Source organism: Rhodobacterales bacterium HKCCA1288 (genome assembly GCA_015693905.1).
In the GTDB taxonomy this organism is placed as follows: domain Bacteria; phylum Pseudomonadota; class Alphaproteobacteria; order Rhodobacterales; family Rhodobacteraceae; genus M30B80.
In genome coordinates this window covers 2389668-2409665 of record CP065161.1, presented here as the reverse complement: position 1 = coordinate 2409665, position 19998 = coordinate 2389668, and the positions used below count along the sequence as shown (strand labels likewise).

Annotated in this window: 21 protein-coding genes, 1 tRNA gene, 1 other RNA gene and 1 pseudogene; 13 read left to right on the top strand and 11 right to left on the bottom strand. The window is 56.1% G+C overall.

Annotation, left to right across the window (positions count from 1 at the left end):
• Positions 1-276 precede the first annotated feature (276 nt).
• A pseudogene (locus I3V23_11860) lies at positions 277-1853 on the top strand (gamma-glutamyltransferase).
• On the opposite strand, the gene I3V23_11855 reads toward I3V23_11860, so the two are convergent.
• Positions 1850-2881 carry an RluA family pseudouridine synthase gene (locus I3V23_11855; protein QPI85229.1) on the bottom strand — a complete coding sequence of 344 codons (1032 nt, stop codon included), beginning with the start codon at positions 2879-2881 and terminating at the stop codon, positions 1850-1852. The pseudogene I3V23_11860 and the gene I3V23_11855 overlap by 4 nt on opposite strands.
• Between I3V23_11855 and I3V23_11850 the strand changes: the two genes are divergently transcribed.
• Complete coding sequence (locus I3V23_11850; protein QPI85228.1) at positions 2880-3209, top strand: hypothetical protein; 330 nt, start codon at positions 2880-2882, stop codon at positions 3207-3209. The genes I3V23_11855 and I3V23_11850 overlap by 2 nt on opposite strands.
• Before the next feature lie 21 nt (positions 3210-3230).
• On the opposite strand, the gene I3V23_11845 is transcribed toward I3V23_11850, so the two are convergent.
• A tRNA-His gene (locus I3V23_11845) sits at positions 3231-3307 on the bottom strand.
• 140 nt (positions 3308-3447) lie between these two features.
• Between I3V23_11845 and I3V23_11840 the strand changes: the two genes are divergently transcribed.
• A complete protein-coding gene (locus I3V23_11840) occupies positions 3448-3636 on the top strand; it encodes a hypothetical protein (GenBank protein QPI85227.1) in 189 nt (62 codons plus the stop codon).
• Here I3V23_11840 and I3V23_11835 read toward each other — a convergent pair whose 3' ends face one another.
• Positions 3637-4062, bottom strand: a complete 426-nt coding sequence (locus I3V23_11835) for an MmcB family DNA repair protein (protein ID QPI86822.1) — start codon at positions 4060-4062, stop codon at positions 3637-3639.
• A 129-nt stretch (positions 4063-4191) separates the two neighbouring features.
• On the opposite strand from I3V23_11835, the gene ssrS reads away from it, so the two are divergent.
• Positions 4192-4347, top strand: a non-coding RNA gene (gene ssrS, locus I3V23_11830) — 6S RNA.
• Between the two features lie 15 nt (positions 4348-4362).
• Here the strand turns inward: ssrS and I3V23_11825 are convergent.
• The 3 genes from I3V23_11825 to I3V23_11815 form a co-directional block, all read right to left on the bottom strand.
• A complete protein-coding gene (locus I3V23_11825; protein ID QPI85226.1) occupies positions 4363-4674 on the bottom strand; it encodes a hypothetical protein in 312 nt (103 codons plus the stop codon).
• Positions 4675-4785: 111 nt separating this feature from the next.
• Complete coding sequence (gene nusB, locus I3V23_11820; GenBank protein ID QPI85225.1) at positions 4786-5283, bottom strand: transcription antitermination factor NusB; 498 nt, start codon at positions 5281-5283, stop codon at positions 4786-4788.
• Positions 5284-5389: 106 nt separating this feature from the next.
• Positions 5390-5980 carry a riboflavin synthase gene (locus I3V23_11815; GenBank protein ID QPI85224.1) on the bottom strand — a complete coding sequence of 197 codons (591 nt, stop codon included), beginning with the start codon at positions 5978-5980 and terminating at the stop codon, positions 5390-5392.
• A gap of 257 nt (positions 5981-6237) precedes the next feature.
• On the opposite strand from I3V23_11815, the gene I3V23_11810 reads away from it, so the two are divergent.
• The 3 genes from I3V23_11810 (at position 6238) to I3V23_11800 (ending at position 10705) form a co-directional block, all read left to right on the top strand.
• Positions 6238-7494 (top strand): capsule biosynthesis protein CapA, encoded by a 1257-nt coding sequence (locus I3V23_11810; GenBank protein QPI85223.1) that lies wholly within the window; start codon positions 6238-6240, stop codon positions 7492-7494.
• A gap of 129 nt (positions 7495-7623) precedes the next feature.
• Positions 7624-8697: a polysaccharide biosynthesis/export family protein gene (locus I3V23_11805; GenBank protein QPI86821.1), complete on the top strand. Its 1074-nt coding sequence runs from the start codon at positions 7624-7626 to the stop codon at positions 8695-8697.
• A complete protein-coding gene (locus tag I3V23_11800; protein QPI85222.1) occupies positions 8687-10705 on the top strand; it encodes a capsular polysaccharide biosynthesis protein in 2019 nt (672 codons plus the stop codon). Before I3V23_11805 ends, I3V23_11800 begins: the two co-directional genes overlap by 11 nt.
• Here I3V23_11800 and ribD read toward each other — a convergent pair.
• The gene (gene ribD / locus I3V23_11795; GenBank protein QPI86820.1) at positions 10702-11775 is read right to left on the bottom strand and encodes a bifunctional diaminohydroxyphosphoribosylaminopyrimidine deaminase/5-amino-6-(5-phosphoribosylamino)uracil reductase RibD; all 1074 of its coding nucleotides are present in this window, start codon (positions 11773-11775) and stop codon (positions 10702-10704) included. The two genes, I3V23_11800 and ribD, sit on opposite strands and share 4 nt — an antisense overlap.
• 42 nt (positions 11776-11817) lie before the next feature.
• Complete coding sequence (gene nrdR, locus I3V23_11790; GenBank protein QPI85221.1) at positions 11818-12285, bottom strand: transcriptional repressor NrdR; 468 nt, start codon at positions 12283-12285, stop codon at positions 11818-11820.
• A 276-nt stretch (positions 12286-12561) separates the two neighbouring features.
• Between nrdR and rpmB the strand changes: the two genes are divergently transcribed.
• The 4 genes from rpmB to lepA all read left to right on the top strand — a co-directional run bounded on the left by rpmB (position 12562) and on the right by lepA (position 15829).
• A complete protein-coding gene (gene rpmB, locus I3V23_11785; GenBank protein QPI85220.1) occupies positions 12562-12852 on the top strand; it encodes a 50S ribosomal protein L28 in 291 nt (96 codons plus the stop codon).
• Positions 12853-12937: 85 nt separating this feature from the next.
• On the top strand, positions 12938-13375 hold the full coding sequence (locus I3V23_11780) for a hypothetical protein (GenBank protein QPI85219.1): 438 nt from the start codon (positions 12938-12940) through the stop codon (positions 13373-13375).
• A gap of 49 nt (positions 13376-13424) precedes the next feature.
• The gene (locus tag I3V23_11775; protein QPI85218.1) at positions 13425-13910 is read left to right on the top strand and encodes a copper chaperone PCu(A)C; all 486 of its coding nucleotides are present in this window, start codon (positions 13425-13427) and stop codon (positions 13908-13910) included.
• 119 nt (positions 13911-14029) lie between these two features.
• On the top strand, positions 14030-15829 hold the full coding sequence (gene lepA, locus I3V23_11770) for an elongation factor 4 (protein QPI85217.1): 1800 nt from the start codon (positions 14030-14032) through the stop codon (positions 15827-15829).
• A 424-nt stretch (positions 15830-16253) separates the two neighbouring features.
• Here the strand turns inward: lepA and I3V23_11765 are convergent, their stop codons facing one another.
• On the bottom strand, positions 16254-17123 hold the full coding sequence (locus I3V23_11765; protein QPI86819.1) for a serine dehydrogenasease: 870 nt from the start codon (positions 17121-17123) through the stop codon (positions 16254-16256).
• A gap of 462 nt (positions 17124-17585) precedes the next feature.
• Between I3V23_11765 and I3V23_11760 the strand changes: the two genes are divergently transcribed.
• Both I3V23_11760 and I3V23_11755 read left to right on the top strand, forming a co-directional pair.
• Positions 17586-17768 carry a CTP synthetase gene (locus I3V23_11760; GenBank protein QPI85216.1) on the top strand — a complete coding sequence of 61 codons (183 nt, stop codon included), beginning with the start codon at positions 17586-17588 and terminating at the stop codon, positions 17766-17768.
• Between the two features lie 16 nt (positions 17769-17784).
• Positions 17785-18273: a cytochrome b/b6 domain-containing protein gene (locus I3V23_11755; protein QPI85215.1), complete on the top strand. Its 489-nt coding sequence runs from the start codon at positions 17785-17787 to the stop codon at positions 18271-18273.
• Here the strand turns inward: I3V23_11755 and I3V23_11750 are convergent.
• On the bottom strand, positions 18270-19022 hold the full coding sequence (locus tag I3V23_11750) for an alpha/beta fold hydrolase (GenBank protein QPI85214.1): 753 nt from the start codon (positions 19020-19022) through the stop codon (positions 18270-18272). The two genes, I3V23_11755 and I3V23_11750, sit on opposite strands and share 4 nt — an antisense overlap.
• Before the next feature lie 42 nt (positions 19023-19064).
• Entirely contained in the window at positions 19065-19976 is a 912-nt protein-coding gene (locus I3V23_11745) for a pirin family protein (GenBank protein QPI85213.1), read from the bottom strand.
• Positions 19977-19998: the final 22 nt, after the last annotated feature.

The following is a 19998-nucleotide window of genomic DNA, read 5'->3' as shown; positions in this document are numbered from 1 at the left end:
TAGGATCCCTGATTTTCGTCTTAATTTGCACGATTTTTTTTAAGAAACCGTGAATGTAACGATGATTAACTTCATCTCAGATGGGAATTTTTATCCCCCATTCAAGGGGAAGCGTGCAGAAAGATCCTAGGCCTACCCCCGCAACCAGCAGCAAACAAGGCATACTGCCATTTTTTATAGCAAAGCTCACGCGGATATGATCGCAATGCGTCCCACCCCTTGTCACGAGGCAGCCACGACATAAGCTAAAGCTCAACGCGTGACGAGGGACAAACCATGCTGAACACCACACAAGGATTTCGGGGCGCCGTGACAGCCCCCCATCATTTGGCCGCACAGGCAGGTCAGGATATTCTCGCCGAGGGCGGCAGCGCCGTTGAAGCGATGGTGGCCATGGCCGCAACAATAGCCGTGACCTATCCGCATATGAACGGGATCGGCGGCGATGGGTTTTGGCTGATCAAACGCAAGGATGCCCCTGTGCAGGCGATTTTTGCAGGGGGCCACTCTGCCGCGTTGGCAAGCCGTGCGTGGTATGAGGCCGCTGGTTTCACCGATGCAATCCCCACCCGCGGCGCCAAGGCCGCGTTGACTGTTCCAGGATCGGTGGATGGGTGGCGCGCCGCGCTCGAAGCCGCCCCAAGCGCCACCCCCCTGCCCCTGTCGCGTCTTCTTGAGCATGCAATCTATCACGCCGAGGCAGGCTTTCCTGTCAGCAATAATCAATCCCAGTGCATCACAGACAAGATTGACGGGCTGAAAGATGTGCCTGGATTTGCGGATACCTATCTGTTTGGCGGTGCAATCCCTGTGGCAGGTGCGCGGTTTACACAACCTGCTTTGGCGGCAACGCTGCGCCAGATCGCGCAAAAGGGCATTGCAGATTATTATCACGGCGATTTGGCCAAAACCCACGCGGCCTTTCTTGAGGCCCAAGGCAGCCCTTTGCGTCTTGAAGATTTCACCGCCTATAGCGCCCGTGCGGTGACACCGCTGTCGGTCAAGACATCAAAAGCCATGCTTTACAACATGATCCCACCCACCCAAGGGATGTCATCACTGATGATTTTGGGGATTTATGATCGCATCCAAACATGGGCGAAAGAAGGGGTCGCGCCTATTCACGCCCTGATCGAAGCCACGAAGCAGGCCTTTATTCTGCGCAATCGTGAATTGGGTGACCTCAGCGCCATGCGGCAACCGCCCGAGACGTTCTTGCAAGATCAGGTGCTAGACGATCTGGCAGGGCAAATTGACCACAAGCGCGCATTGCCATGGCCCTATGAGCCAAAGGACGGTGATACAATTTGGATGGGGGCCAGCGATGCGGAAGGCACATCTGTGAGCTTCATCCAAAGCGTCTACTGGGAATTTGGGTCAGGCCTGACCTGCCCCGACACGGGCGTGTTTTTCCAAAACCGTGGCGCAGGCTTTGGCATGGGCGATGGCCCGAACCAAATCGCGCCGCGCAAAGTGCCATTTCATACCCTCAACCCCGCAATGGCCGTGTTCGAAGACGGGCGCGTCATGGCTTATGGCACGATGGGCGGCGAAGGACAGCCACAAACCCAAGCGGCGATTTTTGCGCGCTATGCCTATTTGGGTCAGGAATTACAACAGCGCCACGATGGCTGTTGGGGCGAACATGGGGCGATGCAACGACCTCTCTGAAACTCGAGGCACGGTTTGGTCCTGACTTGATCACGGCTCTTTCCAATATGGGGCATGAGACAGAAATCTTACCCGATTACAGCGATTTGGTTGGTCATGCGGGCGCGGTTGTCACCCATTTGGACGGCCTGGTTGAGGCCGCGACCGACCCCCGCGCAAATGGCTTGGCCTTGGCGCGCTAAGCTAAGGTTGCCTCAAGGCGAGTGACGAGGGTTGCCATATCCTCGGGCAAATCCGCCTCAAAGCGCATCCATTCGCCACTGGCAGGGTGTGCAAAGCCAAGCGAGGCAGCGTGCAGGGCCTGACGCGGAAATTGGTTCACGGCACCCGCAAGCTCGGGCCCAAACAGCTTTTCCGAAACCCTACGCCGCCCGCCATAGACGGGGTCCCCCACAAGCGCATGACCTGCATGCGAAAGATGCACGCGAATTTGATGCGTGCGACCCGTCTCTAGCCTGCATTCAATCAAGGCCAAGGCATCGTGATAGTTTTGCAAGGGTTTGACCCGCGTCACAGCGTGACGCCCCCCTTGGAACAGAACCGCTTGACGTTGACGGTCAGTTTTATGGCGCGCCAATTGGGTGGTGATTTTTAGGATATTACCATCCTCAAAACTTGTGCCACGCACACCTCGCAGGCGGGGATCAGCGGGGTCAGGGCTGCCATGGCAGAGCGCGATGTAATGCCGCTCGGCACTATGGGCGGCGAATTGGTCGGCCAGCCCATGATGCGCACGATCTGATTTCGCAATGACCAGAAGGCCCGATGTGTCCTTATCGATGCGATGCACAATGCCTGGCCGCTTTTCGCCGCCCACCCCAGATAAATTGCCGCCAAAATGATGCAGCAGCGCATTCACAAGCGTGTGGTCAGGACTGCCTGGTGCGGGGTGGACAACCAAACCTGCGGGCTTATTCACCACAATCAGATCGTCATCCTCGTAGCAAATATCAAGCGGGATATCCTGAGGACGGGTTTCCACCTCTGATGCCTCGGCCACGCGAATGGTGACCTGATCGCCCTCAACAACACGCGCGCGGGCATCTGTGATTGTTGCGCCATTGATCGCGACATCCCCTGCCGCAATCAACCGGGCAAGCCGGGATCGGCTGAGCGCGGCTTCTTCTGGCACATCGCGGCCAAGTGCCTTATCAAGACGAGGTGCAGGCTCTGGCCCAATCTCGAAACTAATGATGCGGAGTTCCGCCATGAACACGCCTTCCTCAGGTGACGATCCCCAATCTGCCGCGCTGCCATCCCATCTGGTCTGGCTGCAGCGTATGGTTTGGGTTTTGACCCTTGTGATGATCTTGGGCCTGATAACGGTGGTTTCGGTTTTTGTCACCCGTTTCCCAAAGCCCGCGCAAAATGAAATCGCCCTTCCAGCTGACCTTACCCTGCCCGAAGGGATCACAGCAACGGCCGTGACCTTTGGCGATGGGTGGATTGCGGTGGTCGATCAAGGCGCGCAGATCATTGTGTTTGACGCGACCACCATGGCCGAAATCGGACGGTTGGACATCACAACCGCGCAGTAACGATAGACAGGGAGAGAGAGATGGTACCGCCTCCCCGGCTTGAACGGGGGACCTCTGGATCCACAATCCAGCGCTCTAACCAACTGAGCTAAGGCGGCACTGTCGGCGGAAATAGCCCCCTCGCGCCGCGATTGCAAGGGGTGGATGACGCGGATATTGTCATTCATGGCGCAAAGGATTAGGGCCTTTGCCGCAAGGGGCAATGCATCCGTGCCTTTTGTCATCTGGAGAGGAAGAGATGAGTATCAATAGCGAAAGCGATATCGCCGCGAATCTACAGATCGGGCCAACAAGCCTTGGGATGGTGCGCATCTATGTCGAGGCCGAAGGTGTCGACCTTCCGCTTGATTTCGATCCTGACGAGGCAGATGAAATCGCCGAAGAATTGCGCCTTGCTGCCGAAGCCGCACGCAAATCGCGCAAATAATCAATAACGCCCCATCGGGTCGCGCATCCGCGCCAAGCGCCGCGCGGCGGTCTGCGCCAGATCATGCGTGATCTTTTTGCGCCGCGCAGGGGCCAGTTTTACCTCTGGCCCCATGCGGATCACTTCGGCATCGTAATCATCCGCAAAGATCAGCCCAGTATCCTCGGGCAGAATTTCGGTTGGGAAATCGGCATCAACCGCCCAGAAATAACGGTCACACCATTCGAGGTAGCCATCCCATTTGCCGTCACTGCGGAAATCAGCCACGCCTGATTTGCACTCGATAATCCAAATTTCACCTTTGGGCCCAAGTGCGATGACATCCACACGCTTGCCCCGTTTGGGGCAAAACTCCTCCAATGTGGTGAAACCAAGCCGCGCGAAATGCCGACACACCCCCCGTGCAAGACGTTGGCCTGCGGTCATTATATCGGACGGGTGCGGATCAGAGGCAGTCATAGTCACATGATTGGAACAAATACGGAACAAAAGCAAGGCTTAGGTCGATCCTGCCCCACTTGTCGAAAGCCAAGGAAAGACCTAAGTGATGTGGTGACGGTTCTGCGCCATTCGTATCTGTGGCAACATTCCGGTGGCCTTAATCATTTCCGAGGGAGCTGGCTCTGTCACGGCCCTGGTCGCGTTACCTGGCACCCACCTGTATATACAGGCTCTCGGGAATTACGCCTCTACGGTGGATGCGGTTCCGTCACCTCAGCCTTAAACTTAGCCGCGCTTATCCTCACGGATACGAACGGGAATTGGCTGCATCTCGGGGGTAAAGGCCCGATCACGGCGACCCTGATCGCCTTTGTCCTCATCTGATAGGGTCATAATGCGATACCCGACTTGCGCCGAACCGAAGGTAATGGTGCAAAAGATATAAAGCATCACAACGGCAAGAACCCCATCAGCGCTGTTCAGAACCAGATGACGCAGATTGGCAAGGTTGAAACCCAACAGCATCGCAACAAAGGCAAAGGCAATCACGGCACCAATGGCCGCGTGGCGTAGAATCAAACGGATATGTTCTGGCATCTCGCACCTCCCTTTGCAGGATAATTTGGGAATCCCTAAAGAGAGGTTAGCGCAAAGAAACGCCAGTGCAACTGCGATTCCTGCGACAGATCGGCCGCATGGCTTTGGCGGTTAAAACGCCTCGGGGCGTGCTTCGCGGGCGATATGATCTAGCACGGCGTTCACGAATTTTGGTTCGCGTCCTTCGGGAAAGAACGCGCGCGCAATATCTACAAATTCCGTGATGATGACCTTGGGCGGTGTATCAGACCCAACCAATTCCGCCCCAGCCGCGCGAAACAAAGCACGCAAGGTGGGATCAATGCGGTCAATCGGCCATTTTGCAACCAAGGCGCGATCAGTCATTTGGTCGATCTTGGCCTGACGCGCCACAGCATCCTCAAGAAGCTGGGTGAAAAGGTCGATATTGCCCTCAGCCATTTCTTCGCCATCGAGAACCGCACCAAAGCGATGCGCCTCGAATTCGCGGCGCACGGCGTCCACGCTTTGGCCAGAATGCTCCATCTGGAAGAGGGCTTGCACCGCATATAGACGGGCTGCCGATTTCATCTGCCGCGCATTTTGTGGGGCAGTCTCTCGGCTAGGGGTGTCATCTGACGGGGTGCTCATCGGGCTTGTATCAATCCTTGGGGCGCAGCATCTCGCGCGCGCATCATCTGTCATAAGTTGCGCCGCATCTAAGGTGCTTCGCGCGGCGCGTCAACGCAGAGAGGTGTTAACCTCTCCAATCCTGCAATCGGGCGACATAGCGCGCGAGCATATCAATCTCGATATTCAGGCGCGCACCCACCGCCATTGCCCCCCATGTTGTGACCGATTTCGTGTGGGGGATCACATTCACGCCGAACACATCGCCGTCCACTTCGTTCACGGTCAAAGATGTGCCATTCAGCGCGACCGATCCTTTTGGCGCGATAAATCCGGCCAAATCGCGTGGTGCGCGAAATCGCATACGGGTGGATTGGCCTTCGTCATACATTTCAATCAATTCAGCCACGCCATCCACATGGCCCGAAACGATATGGCCCCCCATCTCATCACCCAAGCGCAAGGCCCGCTCAAGGTTGATGTGATGCCCCTCGACCCAGTCCGAAATCGTGGTTTTCGACACGGTCTCGGCCGAGATATCGACCGCGAACCAATCCTCACCCAATGACACAACCGTCAAACAAACGCCGTCACAGGAAATCGAAGCCCCGATATCAATGCGTGTCGTGTCATAATGTGTAGAAATGCGCGCACGCAAATCCCCGCGCGGCTCTAATACCGTGACCGTTCCGATATCTGTGATGATGCCAGTGAACATCGGCCCGCCTTTCGTTTGAGACCCTCTTTGTCCCTCTGCCTAGCGCCGCCCCTGCCTTAGAGCAAGAGCGTGCCCCAAAAGCTGCGCCAAATTTGTGCCACAATTCAGCCCTACTGCAACCACCATCTAAGCGCATGATTTTCGTGGGATGTGCCCAAGCATCCTCAAAATAATAAGGCTCGGCACGGGCGGTGCCACTCTCTATTCCCCAATGCGCGCTTTGTGCGCGCCTCCCCTTCGGCGTGTAAAAGGTTACGATGCAGCGCAAGTTTCTTTTTCTTCAGGGGCCTCACGGGCCCTTTTTTTCGGAACTTGCGCAGCAATTGACCGCGGCGGGCGCAATATGTCATCGCATCGGGTTTAATCGCGGCGATCAGGCATTTTGGCAAGATCGCAAGACCTATACCCCCTATCTTGAAGCGCCTGATGAATGGCGGACATGGCTAGCCACGTTTTTGCGCGAGACACCCTTTAGTGATCTTGTTCTCTATGGCGACACCCGTCCAATCCATGCCACGGCCATCGCACTGGCCAAGGCACAGAAAATGCGGATCCATGTTTTTGAGGAAGGGTATCTGCGGCCCTATTGGGTCAGCTATGAACGCGGGGGGGCCAACGGAAACAGCCCGCTGATGGATATGCCGATGTCGCAAATCGAAGCAGCGGTGATCGGACGCGAACCCGACTTGACCGATATTCCTGCCCGTTGGGGGCAATTGTGGCACCACATTTACTATGGCGCAGTCTATCATTGGTATGTCTTAGCGTTGAATCGCGCCTATCGGCAGTTTCGCCCCCATCGCAGTCTAAGCGTGGCGGGGGAATTCCGCCTTTATCTGCGCCGTATGACCCTTGCGCCCTTTATCTATTTGCACCGCCATTTCGCCACCCGCCGCCTGCAATGGCAAGGACGCCCTTATCATCTGGTTCTTTTGCAACTGGAACATGATGCCAGTTTTCGAGATCACGGGCCCTTTGCCAATCAACGCACCTTTTTGCAGGAAGTGATGGCAGGTTTTGCCAAGGGCGCCCCCTTACATCATCATTTGGTGTTCAAAGCACATCCCCTCGAAGATGGACGCAGCCCGATCCCACGCATCTTGCGCGATCTAGCGCGCGAGTATGATCTCACAGGGCGTGTGCATTTCATTGATGGTGGCAAATTGGCCGCGCTTTTAGACGAGGCCTGCTCGGCCCTCACTGTGAATTCAACCGCCGCACAACAGGCGTTGTGGCGGGGTCTGCCGCTCAAGGCCTATGGAACCGCAGTCTACAGCAAACCCGAATTTGTTTCCAACCAAGACACGGCATCCTTCTTCGAGAACCCCGCAAAACCCAATCACGCAAGCTATTTGCTTTTTCGGCAATTCTTGATGGAAAGCTCGCAAATTCGTGGGTCGTTTTATTCCGCGGCAGGGCGGGCACAATTGCTGCGCCGCATGGGGGATTTGATGCTATCCGAGGCAGACCCCTATCAGAAATTACTGGCCCCCACAAAGACGCCAAAACACTAGATCAATCCTACATGATATGTTAGGATAATAAAAAAATATAATCGAGGCAGTTATTTCAGAAGGAGCCGTCACGTGTTCAAGCAGGCTTCAAAAGGGGCGCGCCTTGTCGCGCTTGTTGTTGTTGCGGCAATGCTTGCAGGGTGTTTGCCGCGATCAGGGCCAACCCGTGGTCAAATCTTTGCAGGCTCTGTTCAGCGCCAAGGCGATGCCTTTGTGGTCGAGGTGAATTCGCGTGTAACCCGCGCGACCTCAGTGACCGAGGCGCTTGGGTTCCCGACCGAGTTCATCACGGCAGGGATTGGCAATGCGGACATCATCCAACCAGGGGATGAGATTAGCCTGACCGTTTATGAAAACGTGGATGATGGCCTATTGGCAGGGCAATCTGGCAATGCCACAATCCAAGAAGTCCAAGTGGATGGCGCAGGCAATATTTTCGTGCCCTATGCAGGTCGCATTCGCGCCGCAGGCAACACGCCCGATCAATTGCGGGAAATCTTGACCCGCAATTTGGACGAGCAAACCCCAGACCCCCAAGTCATCGTGCGCCGCACTGCGGGCGATGGGTCGACTGTGTCAGTGGCAGGCACCATTGCCAGCCAAGGCGTCTACCCAATCGAGCGCCCTAACCGCACCTTGTCGGGTATGTTGGCCGTTGCAGGCGGCATGACGGGCGACCCTGATATTTCTCGCGTCACGGTTTTGCGCGGTGCGCATCGCGGAACAATTTGGTTCAAAGATCTCTATGAAAACCCAGAATTGGATATCGCTCTTCGTGCGGGCGACCGAATTCTGGTTGAGGAGGACAGCCGTTCCTTCACCTCGCTTGGTGCGACAGGCCAACAAACACGGGTCGATTTCGAGAGCCAAACGATCTCCGCAATTGATGCCATTGCAACAGTGGGTGGCCTGAACTCGAACCTTGCCGATCCAACAGGGGTTTTCGTACTGCGCAACGAGCCTGAAACCATCGCGCGCAATGTATTGGGCCGCAATGATCTGACGGGCACGCAGCGGATGATTTATGTGCTGGATCTGACCGCACCCACGGGCATGTTCGAGGCGCGCGATTTTGTGATCCGCGATGGTGACACGATCCTCGTGACCGAAGCCCCGTTTGCGCAATGGTCTAAGGTGTTGGGTGTTGTGACCGGCACGCTGTCGACTGCTGGGGCCATCACCAATTTGGCGAATGGCAATTAAAGCCTGCACCTTTGACGCACAGCCAAAATCCCCCGCCCCAAAAGGGCGGAGGATTGCAGTCACGGCGGGGTTTTTCACCAATCGCCGCATCCATCGTATCCTAACACTGGCAGGATTAACCCCAAGCCTCTGCCCCCCGCATCGCGCGGAGGCTGTTTTGGCATGGGGCAATGGCAGATATGCCGCGCGCGCCGAACGCACCGCAACGCGATGCGCGCTGCCGCTGATCCGCGTGGAGGAGGCATTTTTGCGTGGCCTTTTCCCGGGCCGCACAGGCGAAGCACCGATTGGCCTCGTGCTAGATCGCAGCGGCATCTATTATGATGCCCGCCAAAGCAGCGATTTAGAAACCATCCTGCGGCACAATCCTTTGGATGATAGCGCCGTTTTGAATAGGGCGCGCTCTGTCATCGCACGAATGCGCGCGTGCCATCTGTCAAAATTTAGCGCCACAGACCTTGATCTGCCCCCTCTGCCTGCAGGCTATGTGTTGGTTATCGACCAAGCCCGTGGTGACGCCTCAATCACAGGGGCCATGGCCAATGCTTCGCATTTTCAGGAAATGTTGGCCACCGCCCGTGCCGATCATCCAAAAGCGCATATCGTCATCAAAACCCATCCCGAAACCGCCCGAGGATTGCGGGCAGGGCATTTCACGCCCGCAGTTATAGGTGGATTTGACGATAACATCACCCTGCTTGATGCCAACTATTCGCCATGGATTTTGTTCGAAGGGGCAATCGCGGTTTATACTGTCTCAAGCACAATGGGGTTCGAGGCCATTTTGGCGGGGCATCGGCCCGTGACCTTTGGCGCACCTTTTTACGCGGGATGGGGCCTCAGCGATGATCGTCTGGGTCAAATGCCAAGGCGCAATCGCAGCCTGAGCCGCGCACAATTGGCTGCGGCGGCGCTCATCCTCTATCCAAAATGGTATGACCCCCATCACGACAGGCTGTGCAACATCGAAGATGTCTTGGGCCATCTCGAGGCCACAGCCCGCGCGTGGCGCGAAGATCGAGGCGGCTACACAGCCTATGGCATGAGCCTATGGAAGCGCAGGCATCTGCGCCGCTTTTTCAAGGGGCCAATCCGTTTCGCGCAGGGGCCCGTGAACCCCAAGAGCACGCCCCGCCCAATGGTTTGGGCCGCACGCGACAACACGAAATCCACAGCGATAAGGGTTGAGGATGGGTTCCTCCGCTCAAATGGCCTTGGCGCAAGGCTGATCCCGCCGCTAAGTCTGATCTGCGATGATCTGGGCATACATTATGATCCAAGCCAACCTTCACGCCTTGAGGCTTTGATCCGCGACACCACGCCCCTGCCTGAGGGGCTTAGCGCGCGGGTCGAAACCGTGCTGACGCTTATCCGCAAAACAGGGGCCAATAAATACGGGCTTGCTGATCCTATCACCCCTGCCCTGCCGCCCCGCGATGGACGGGCACGGGTCTTGGTGGTGGGTCAAGTGGCCGATGATGCCTCAATCCGCCATGGCGCAGGCGATATTCGCAGCGACCGCACCTTGGCCGAGGCTGCACGGGCACGATTTCCCGATGCTGTCCTGATCTACAAACCCCACCCCGATGTGGTGGCTGGCCTGCGTGAAGGGGATACAGATCTTGGGCCTTTGGTCGATCACATCGTCCTCAAGGGCAACCCCACCAAGCTGCTCGCCGAAATTGACCGGGTTATGACCATCTCCTCAACTTATGGGTTTGAGGCGCTTTTGCGGGGGGTTCCCGTGACCACAACAGGCATGCCCTTTTATGCGGGATGGCGGCTAACGGATGATCTTTTACCACGACCCGAGCGGCGCAAAGGGGTGCAGCCTGATCTTCTTTCGCTGACCTATGCCGCGCTCATCGCCTATCCGCGATATTATGATCCGATCATCAATAGCCCTTGTAGCATTGAGGTGGCGCTTGCCCGTCTCAAAGATCCACAACGGCGCAGCCCCATTCTGACGGCAATGGATCGCCTAAATCGTCTGCGCAAGGCGTTTTAGACGCGCAACCATTGGCTGAGAATATCCGCCCCAACCACACGATGCGTAAGGCGCGAGAACCGTGGTGCAGCGGCAAGTTCGGAAATCCCTAAAGCACCAAGCGCGGGCTTCCCCTCGGCACCAATCAGGCTGCCTGCGGAAAATACACTGAGACGATCCACCAAATCCGCCGATAACAGACCTGCGGCCAAAGCCCCCCCGCCCTCGCAGAAAACGGAGGTCAGACCTGCATCCCCCAACGCCTGCAATGCGGCGTTCAACTCAAGATGCCCCCCTTGGGACTGGGCAAGCGGGATCAAATGCGCCCCTGCCTCGCCCCAATAGGCACAGGCCTCATGCGGGGCGTCTTGGCCATGGACAAGCCAAAGCGGCGCCTTCGCGATAGAGGCTTGCAAGCGCCCCCCACGCGGCAAATCTAACCTGCGCGAAAGGATAACGCGCAACGGCTGATGCGGGCTGCCAATATCGCGCAAGGTGAGGTCAGGGTCATCGGCCCGCGCGGTGGCGGCACCGATCATCACGGCATCATGGCAGCCACGCATGACATGGGTCATACGCCGCGCTTCAGGACCCGTGATCCAGCGGCTTTCGCCACTGGCCGTTGCGATGCGACCATCAAGCGTTGTTGCCAGTTTCAAATGCACCAAGGGCCTGCCGCGTGTCACACGCATGAAAAACCCTGCATGGGCCTGCGCAGCTTCGGGCGCGGCAATATCGGTCGTCACAGATATACCCGCGTCACGCAGCCGCGCGATGCCCTGCCCCGCGGTGCGCGGGTCGGGATCATCTTGGGCGATGACCACACGGGCCACCCCTGCCTCGATCAAGGCCATGCTGCAAGGCGGGGTTTGGCCGTGATGATTGCACGGCTCAAGCGTAACATAGGCAGTCGCCCCCCGCGCGCCTTCCCCCGCTTGTGCCAAGGCTTGCGTTTCGGCATGTGGCCGACCCGAAGGTGCGGTCACGCCCCGCCCGATGATCAAGCCATCTTTAACAATCAAACAGCCAACAGCAGGGTTTGGCCAAGTGCGACCTTGCCCGCGCTGTCCGAGTGTCAGCGCGGCCCGCATGAAGCGTAAATCTTCTTCCTGCGATGCCGCGTTCATTGCGGCTCACCCCTCAGGGGGGATCGGCGGGCGCAATTCAGCAACGAAATCTTCGAAATCATCCGCAGCTTGGAAATTCTTATACACGCTCGCAAAGCGCACATAGGCGACTGTATCAATCCGCGCGAGGCTTTCCATCACGATCTCACCGATGGTTTTCGATGGAATATCCGTGTCGCCGATGCTTTCCAAACGCCGCACAATGCCAGAGATCATTTGATCAATCCGCTCAGGCTCGACCGGACGCTTCTGCATAGAAATACGAATGGAGCGTTCAAGCTTATCGCGGTCGAAATCTTCGCGCTTACCATTGGTTTTCACGACCACCAAATCGCGCAGTTGCACCCTTTCATAAGTGGTGAACCGTCCCCCACAGCCTGGGCAGAGCCTACGGCGGCGAATGGCGACATGGTCTTCGGCGGGGCGGCTGTCTTTGACTTGGGTGTCAACATTTCCGCAAAAGGGGCAACGCATGGTGGTTCCTTATCCCTGCTCAATATCCTGCATCTGGATGCTAGTTATCCACAGCCAGTCTAGGGGAATCAATAGGGATTGGGTAGAGGCAGGTTCAAACTACTGCATTTTGCGACAAAACTGCGCTTTCCAAGATCTCGGACGGAAGCAGAAATCTTGCCGATGAATCGCTTGACACCTGCGGCGAAGGCCCGTATCCCCTCGCGAGATTAAGGGGCGTGGAGCCTTCCGCGCCCTTTTATAGTTATACACCGTTCTTATGACGAGGATGATCCAATGTCACGCGTCTGCGAATTGACTGGCAAGGGGCCGATGTCTGGCAACAATGTCAGCCATGCCAACAACAAAACCAAGCGCCGCTTCCTGCCAAACCTGACGGAAGTGAATTTGGGCTCTGAAATTCTTGATCGCAGCTTCAAACTGCGTGTTTCCAACTCTGCTTTGCGCACCGTAGATGCGCGCGGCGGTTTGGATGCTGTTCTTCTGCGCGCGAAGGATGACGTCTTGTCGCCCCGCGCCTTGAAGATCAAGCGCGAGATTGCCAAAGCGCAAGCTGCGCAAGCCTAATCACCGCTTATCGAGATCCTGACCTTCGCGGGTGAGGATGCTGCAAGAAACGCCCCCGACCCTTGGTTGCGGGGTGTTTCGTTTTATGCGGCAACGCGACACCATCGCGCAGGGCCAGACATTGTTTTTTGTGGTTTTGATTGGCGCCATGATACGCAAGGCTTCCAATTGGCTGATGACAGCGCTGATTGCGCTGATGGTGCTAACGAGCAGCGCCCATGCCATGGCGCGCGGTCAAATGGTTTGGGGCGACTTAACGACATTATGCCTCGGGGCCGAGCAGGTCTGGATCGCCACCGATGCGCAGGGCTTGCCACTTCTGGATCAAGACGGGGCGCCTGTCGCGCACAAACACGCCTGCCTTGATTGCCATCTGGCCCATGCCGCCCCGCTGATCCTCAGCCCTGCTTGGCAGGCTAATGCAAGCTATCATAAATTTGACCAGACACGCGAAGCCCCCACCCTAATTGGGGCCTCTCTCCCCCGCCACAAACAGGCCCGCGCACCCCCCATCCTTCTGTGAGTTCAACCCTATTTGAATTTCAACACAGATCTGGATGGAGATATCCAAAATGAAAAAACAGTTTTTCCTCGCGGCAGCCCTCTGCGCGCTGCCCTCTTTCGCGTTGGCCGATATGGTCGTCAGCGATGCCTATGCCCGCAGCACAGGCCCCTCGGCCCCCACAGGTGCGGCCTTTATGCAAATCACCAACGATACGGGCCAAGATGACGTCATCACGGGCGTGACGTCAGATGCGGCTGCCAAAGTCGAGCTACACACCCATATCGCCGATGGGGATGGGGTGATGCGTATGGTGCATGTCGAAGAAGGGTTTCCCATTGCAGCAGGCGAAACCATCTTCCTAGAACGTGGCGGCAAGCACGTGATGTTCATGGGGCTGAATGCACCGATGGAAAATGGTGCTGAGATCGAAGTGACGTTCACCTTCGAGACGGCAAGCCCGCTGACAGTGACCATCCCCGTTGATCTTGATCGCATGCCCGAAGGTCATTCCATGAGTGGCCACGGGTCGATGGGCGAAGGCCATAACAACTGATCCCGCAAACCCGCGCAGGCAGGGCATGTGCTTGCGCGGGTTTATCATCTGAGCCCTCTTTCCTATTGGCCCGCCTTGCGCTATCTGACCGCTTACTGCACGCATAGCCTAGGGCCAACATGACCGAGCTTTCTCGCATTCGTAACTTCTCCATCGTGGCGCATATCGACCACGGCAAATCCACCTTGGCGGATCGCCTGATTCAATTGACAGGCACAGTGGCCGAGCGAGATATGAAAGAGCAATTGCTTGACGCGATGGATATCGAGCGCGAGCGCGGGATCACCATCAAGGCCAATACTGTGCGGATTGAATACCCTGCCAAGGACGGCCAGACCTATGTTCTGAACCTGATCGACACGCCCGGCCATGTCGATTTCGCCTATGAGGTCAGCCGCTCGATGCGGGCGGTGGAAGGGTCGCTATTGGTTGTGGATGCCAGCCAAGGGGTTGAAGCGCAGACCTTGGCCAATGTGTATCAGGCGATTGAAGCGGATCATGAGATTGTTCCCGTTCTCAATAAGATTGACCTGCCTGCCGCCGAACCTGAACGGGTTTGCGAACAGATCGAAGATGTGATCGGGATTGATGCCTCGGACGCGGTCATGATTTCCGCGAAAACGGGTTTGGGCATCCCTGACGTTCTAGAGGCAATCGTCACCCGCCTGCCTGCACCCACAGGTGACGCGAATGCACCGCTAAAAGCGATGCTGATCGACAGCTATTATGACCCTTATCTGGGCGTGGTCGTTCTGATCCGCGTTGTGGATGGCAAGATCAAAAAGGGCGACCGCGTCCGTATGATGAAAACGGGCGGGCTGTATCAAATTGACCGCCTAGGCGTGTTCCGCCCGCGGATGGAAAATATTGCAGAGCTCGGGCCAGGCGAGATCGGGTTTCTGACCGCCTCCATCAAACAGGTGCGCGACACCCGTGTGGGCGACACCATCACCCATGATAAAGGCGGCTGTGCGGCAGCGCTTCCTGGGTTCAAGCCCTCGATCCCTGTGGTGTTCTGCGGCCTTTTCCCTGTGGATGCCAATGACTTCGAAGACCTGCGCGATGCGATTGAGAAATTGGCCCTCAATGACGCAAGCTTTACCTATGAGATGGAAACCTCGGCCGCGCTTGGGTTCGGCTTCCGCTGCGGGTTCTTGGGTCTTTTGCACCTTGAGGTCATCCGCGACCGTCTCGAGCGTGAATATGATATCGACCTTATCACCACCGCACCTTCGGTGATTTATCATGTGCATATGCGGGATGGGTCGATGGTGGAATTGCACAATCCCGCCGATATGCCCGACCTGACCTATGTCGATCATATCGAAGAACCGCGGATCAAGGCCACGATCCTTGTGCCTGATGATTTCTTGGGCGATGTCCTGAAACTCTGCCAAGACCGCCGCGGGGTGCAGCTTGACCTCACCTATGCGGGCAACCGCGCGATGGTGGTCTATGATTTGCCGCTGAACGAAGTTGTGTTTGACTTCTACGACCGCCTGAAATCGGTCACCAAAGGCTATGCCAGCTTTGACTATCAGATGACGGGCTATCAGCAGGATTACTTGGTCAAAATGCAAATTCTGGTGAATGATGAGCCAGTTGATGCCCTATCGACCATGGTGCATCGGGACCGCGCCGAACAGCGGGGCCGCATGATGTGCGAAAAGCTCAAAGAGCTGATCCCCCGCCATATGTTCAAAATCCCGATCCAAGCCGCGATTGGCGGGCGCATCATCGCACGCGAAACCTTGGCCGCGCTGCGCAAGGACGTGACCGCAAAATGTTATGGCGGGGATGCCACCCGCAAGCGGAAACTCTTGGATAAGCAGAAAGCGGGCAAGAAGAAGATGCGCCAATTCGGCAAGGTCGAAATCCCGCAAAGCGCGTTCATCAACGCGTTGAAGATGGATGATTGAGCATTAATCAGAGCGTTTGGTTCAGTAATTTTTCAAGCGATGCCAATCACGCACAGGTCGTGCCAATGGTAATAAGACAATGCGTCCTAGAACTACCACCATCAAAAAATTGGTCGGGGGCCAATGCTAGGTCCCAGTTAACCGCTTACAGTGCCTTAAGTTACGCTCAACCACTTAGGGCGTAGGCAGGCAAAATTATGCACTGCGTATGAAGCGGGCTAAGGTAGAAAGCTGCTCTTTTCCTCGCCTAAGATTGGCAACCCAGCGAACCTCTCTATCGGCACAATGTACGGGATTGGTCTTACATCCGAAAAAAGGTCCGCTAATAGCTCGGCATCGCGCAAAGCGCCTTCCAACTCTTCAGGCTGCCGCTGGTGGGCGAGCAGCTTCCGTACATCACCAGTTATGCTCATCGCTTCCTCCCTCACAACGGAACATTGTGACTATGTAGCATGAATTCCGTACGCATACGATCCACAAAACCAGTTAAAGGATCGTTATATTCTCGTATGGCATTTCGCAGTGCCTCATCATCAGAATAATCGTCAATCTCAATTCTTAGATCAGTAAGCTTTTTCACGTCTAGGCTCCGTCCGTGAGATCGCCACATTCGATGATCGGCTAAATCCCGCGCAATCTGCTCAGCGCGTTCGGCTTTTTCGTGTTCAGTGACTGGCGCCCCACGATTTGTAGTGCGATGTTGCGTCCAATTGCGGAACTTGTACTCCACTAACCACTTCTTAAGAAGTTCTATTGAGAGCTCACGAGCTTGCTCGAAAAGTGCAAGTTTAGCGAGATCAAGGCTTTTCAACATTACAACGTCGGCTGGTGCAAGCTGCCCCTTAACCGTCAACTCTTGCACTTTATCAAGGTATCCAAGCGCTGGCACGTAGTCTCCAGTATCTGGGGTGGGCACTTGAGGATCAATCGGACCTAAGGTTGATGCATAGTCCATATAAATCTTGTCACCAGACATACAAAATATTGTTCCTGCCGACATCGCAACGTCCGGCACGACGAAGTTGACTGTATTGTAATGCTTACGAAGGACCCCGACCATACGTTCTGTGGTTTCGGCTGACCCGCCACCAGTTCTTAGTATCACAGATATTGCGTTGTCACTACGTTTGCTTGCGCGCTTTACCTGTTCAACAAAATCGCGGAAGTATCGAAAATACTGAGGGTATATGCTTCCATGATAAAAAATTACGTCTGACTCCAGCACGCCTTCAAGTTTTTGCGCTCGGTTGTTCACAACCTCGAAGATCGACCTGTCAAAATGATCGGGTGTCATGATATGCTCAGTGTGACGTCTGTTTGTTGTTAAAAATATATATTTTTTTTGTAATGACAACATCGGAATCATTGCCCGTACGCCCCAAGCTCGCGCTCCAATCAAAAACTACCGCATTAGCAACTCCAGCGATGAGCATTGAAGCGCAGGGTAACAAACAGCTATCCCTCCCGCGTCCAATACTCCCACGCCCTTTTTGTAGCCAACTGACCCGCGGCTTTGCCTTGACATCACGGCCCCGCGCGCGCTCTGATGAGGGGGCGCAACAGTCGGGCCAGCGGCTTTGCGCAGTGATGGGGGTAAATGGTGGCCTTGTGCTGCGTCGGAAGTAGGGTCTGGGGCCACGCTTTCGGCGCAGGTCATATTTTCTCAATGAATTGACCAAAATCAAGGCGGACTGGCCCCACCTCTGCCATCCTGCCCTCATGGGGAACGCGCCTCATGCGATAAAGGGGGTGTTAGATGCGCCTGTTCTTGCTTTTGTTCACATTGGCCGCGACAGCTTTGGCGGGGATCGGCGTAACAGCTGTGTTGGCCGCAGGTCTTGACGGGTGGCAGCCGATTGCCATTGCCGCAGGGGGTGGTGCGGTCATTGCCTTGCCCGCTGCGTGGATCATAGCGGGGCGTATTAAGGCATTAACCTGATAGGAACGGAAAAGAGATGTCAAAACCACTGGGCTATAGCGGCACGCAGATTGCGCTGCATTGGGGCATAGCCGCCCTGATCATTTATCAATTCGTCTACCACGAAGGCATTGAAGAGGCCTATGAGCAGGCGCTTGAAACAGGCGTTTACGCGCAATCCTTGGGATGGGCGAGCCACGCCATTCCTGGGATTTTGGTGCTGCTTTTGGTGATCTGGCGGCTTGTTCTGCGCCTGCGGCGCGGCGCGCCTGATGCCCCCGCAGAAGAGCCCGCGATTTTCGCGCGGCTATCGCATCTCGCCCATTGGGCCTTTTATGCGCTGATGCTGGCCTTGCCAATCACAGGGATGCTGGCATGGGGCGGTCAGATTGAGGCGAGCGCCGAGGTGCATGAGGTTCTCAAGTCGCTTCTCATGCTTTTGGTCTTGGTGCATGTGGGCGCGGTCTTGGTGCATCAATTTGTCTGGAAGACCAATATCATGCAGCGCATGAAACGCGCAGGTTAGCCTAAGAACACCTTGAGGCTTTCCACAAATTCCCGCGGGGTGTCAGCATGCAGCCAATGCCCCGCTTGCGGAATTTTTGCGAATTTCGCATTGGGAAACAGCGCCTTAATGGCGGGGCGATGCTCGGGGCGGACATAATCGGAACGCCCGCCCGACAGGAACAAGATATCCCCCGCAAAGGGGGTGAAATCCCCCTCAGGCCAGCTTGTGATCTTCGCCATTTCGCGCGAGAGAACATCTAAGTTTAGCCGCCACGCCTGTGCCTTAACATCCAGCGATTGCAGCAAAAACGCGCGCACCCCTGCATCGTTCACATGGGCCTGCAATTGGCGATCTGCATCCCCGCGTGTCGCAACCGCACTGAGATCAACTGCGCGCATGGCATCAATCATCGGTTGTTGCGAATGGCCATAGGTCACGGGGGCAATATCCGCGATCACGGCGCGGCGGATCAAATCGGGCCGCGTCAGAGCCAGCATCATCACCGCCTTGCCTCCCATCGAATGGCCAACCACATCGGCACAGGCGCCATGCGCCTCGATCACTTGGGCCAGATCATTGGCCAGATCAGGGTAGCTGTGACTGTCATACCATGGGCTTGCGCCGTGGTTGCGCATATCAACGGTGAGGCAATGCCGTTCGACCCGTTTCGCAATCACACCCCAATTGCGCGCTGATCCATAAAGACCATGCGCGATTAAAAGAGGCGGGCGATCCTGCGGCGTGCCATGTTCGACAATGTTCAACATAGGCCGCTTCTTAGGGGATCCCCCGCCCCTTGGAAAGGTGACTTAATGCGCGGGCGCCACAAAGGTGCCATTGCGCAAATCCGCAATGGCTTGGCGGATTTCGTCTTGGGTATTCATCACAATTGGCCCATGCCACGCGACAGGTTCTTCAATCGGTGCACCCGAAATCAGAAGGAACCGCACACCTTCAGGCCCCGCCTGCACAGTGATCTCATCGCCTGTGCCAAATCGGATCAAGGTGCGATCGCCCGACATATCGCGAATGTTCACTTCTTGCCCCATGACCTCTTTTTCCAAAAGCACGCCTGTGGGTTGGCTTGCATCCGCGAATGCGGCTTGGCCTTCGAAGACATAGGCAAAGGCGCGGCGATAGGTGTCGATGCGGAAGGTTTTCTTCACGCCCGCAGGGATCGAAATATCCAAATATTGAGGATCAGCGGCAATGCCATCAACGGGGCCCTTCTTGCCCCAAAACTCCCCAACGATCACTTTGACGCGGGTGCCATCATCATCAATCACCTCTGGGATTTCTTGCGCGGCGACATCTTGATAGCGCGGATCTGTCATTTTCATAGATGACGGCAGATTGCCCCACAGCTGAAATCCGTGCATTTGCCCTTTGGCGTTTCCGAGCGGCATTTCTTGGTGCAAGATGCCCCGCCCTGCGGTCATCCATTGCACCGAACCTGCCCCCAATTTGCCAGTATTGCCAAGGCTGTCTGAATGCTCAACCGTGCCTGCCAGCACATAGGTGATTGTCTCAATCCCACGATGGGGATGCCAAGGGAACCCTTTCTGGAAATAGGCGGGATCTTCGTTACGAAAATCGTCAAACAACAAGAACGGATCAAGTTCGGTTGGATCTTGAAAGCCAAAGGCGCGGTGCAAATGCACCCCTGCCCCTTCCAACGTGGGCTTTGCGCTGCGCGCTTCGACAACAGGACGGATCGACATAAGCTTTCTCCTTCTCATGCCC

What these genes read in the sequence shown, in the direction of transcription:
- I3V23_11850 (QPI85228.1), top strand. Translation starts at nt 2,880, where the DNA reads ATGAACACGCCTTCCTCAGGTGACGATCCCCAATCTGCCGCGCTGCCA.
- I3V23_11855 (QPI85229.1), bottom strand. Translation starts at nt 2,881, where the DNA reads ATGGCGGAACTCCGCATCATTAGTTTCGAGATTGGGCCAGAGCCTGCA.
- I3V23_11840 (QPI85227.1), top strand. Translation starts at nt 3,448, where the DNA reads ATGAGTATCAATAGCGAAAGCGATATCGCCGCGAATCTACAGATCGGG.
- I3V23_11835 (QPI86822.1), bottom strand. Translation starts at nt 4,062, where the DNA reads ATGACCGCAGGCCAACGTCTTGCACGGGGGGTGTGTCGGCATTTCGCG.
- I3V23_11825 (QPI85226.1), bottom strand. Translation starts at nt 4,674, where the DNA reads ATGCCAGAACATATCCGTTTGATTCTACGCCACGCGGCCATTGGTGCC.
- nusB (QPI85225.1), bottom strand. Translation starts at nt 5,283, where the DNA reads ATGAGCACCCCGTCAGATGACACCCCTAGCCGAGAGACTGCCCCACAA.
- I3V23_11815 (QPI85224.1), bottom strand. Translation starts at nt 5,980, where the DNA reads ATGTTCACTGGCATCATCACAGATATCGGAACGGTCACGGTATTAGAG.
- I3V23_11810 (QPI85223.1), top strand. Translation starts at nt 6,238, where the DNA reads ATGCAGCGCAAGTTTCTTTTTCTTCAGGGGCCTCACGGGCCCTTTTTT.
- I3V23_11805 (QPI86821.1), top strand. Translation starts at nt 7,624, where the DNA reads ATGCTTGCAGGGTGTTTGCCGCGATCAGGGCCAACCCGTGGTCAAATC.
- I3V23_11800 (QPI85222.1), top strand. Translation starts at nt 8,687, where the DNA reads ATGGCAATTAAAGCCTGCACCTTTGACGCACAGCCAAAATCCCCCGCC.
- ribD (QPI86820.1), bottom strand. Translation starts at nt 11,775, where the DNA reads ATGCGGGCCGCGCTGACACTCGGACAGCGCGGGCAAGGTCGCACTTGG.
- nrdR (QPI85221.1), bottom strand. Translation starts at nt 12,285, where the DNA reads ATGCGTTGCCCCTTTTGCGGAAATGTTGACACCCAAGTCAAAGACAGC.
- rpmB (QPI85220.1), top strand. Translation starts at nt 12,562, where the DNA reads ATGTCACGCGTCTGCGAATTGACTGGCAAGGGGCCGATGTCTGGCAAC.
- I3V23_11780 (QPI85219.1), top strand. Translation starts at nt 12,938, where the DNA reads ATGCGGCAACGCGACACCATCGCGCAGGGCCAGACATTGTTTTTTGTG.
- I3V23_11775 (QPI85218.1), top strand. Translation starts at nt 13,425, where the DNA reads ATGAAAAAACAGTTTTTCCTCGCGGCAGCCCTCTGCGCGCTGCCCTCT.
- lepA (QPI85217.1), top strand. Translation starts at nt 14,030, where the DNA reads ATGACCGAGCTTTCTCGCATTCGTAACTTCTCCATCGTGGCGCATATC.
- I3V23_11765 (QPI86819.1), bottom strand. Translation starts at nt 17,123, where the DNA reads ATGACACCCGATCATTTTGACAGGTCGATCTTCGAGGTTGTGAACAAC.
- I3V23_11760 (QPI85216.1), top strand. Translation starts at nt 17,586, where the DNA reads ATGCGCCTGTTCTTGCTTTTGTTCACATTGGCCGCGACAGCTTTGGCG.
- I3V23_11755 (QPI85215.1), top strand. Translation starts at nt 17,785, where the DNA reads ATGTCAAAACCACTGGGCTATAGCGGCACGCAGATTGCGCTGCATTGG.
- I3V23_11750 (QPI85214.1), bottom strand. Translation starts at nt 19,022, where the DNA reads ATGTTGAACATTGTCGAACATGGCACGCCGCAGGATCGCCCGCCTCTT.
- I3V23_11745 (QPI85213.1), bottom strand. Translation starts at nt 19,976, where the DNA reads ATGTCGATCCGTCCTGTTGTCGAAGCGCGCAGCGCAAAGCCCACGTTG.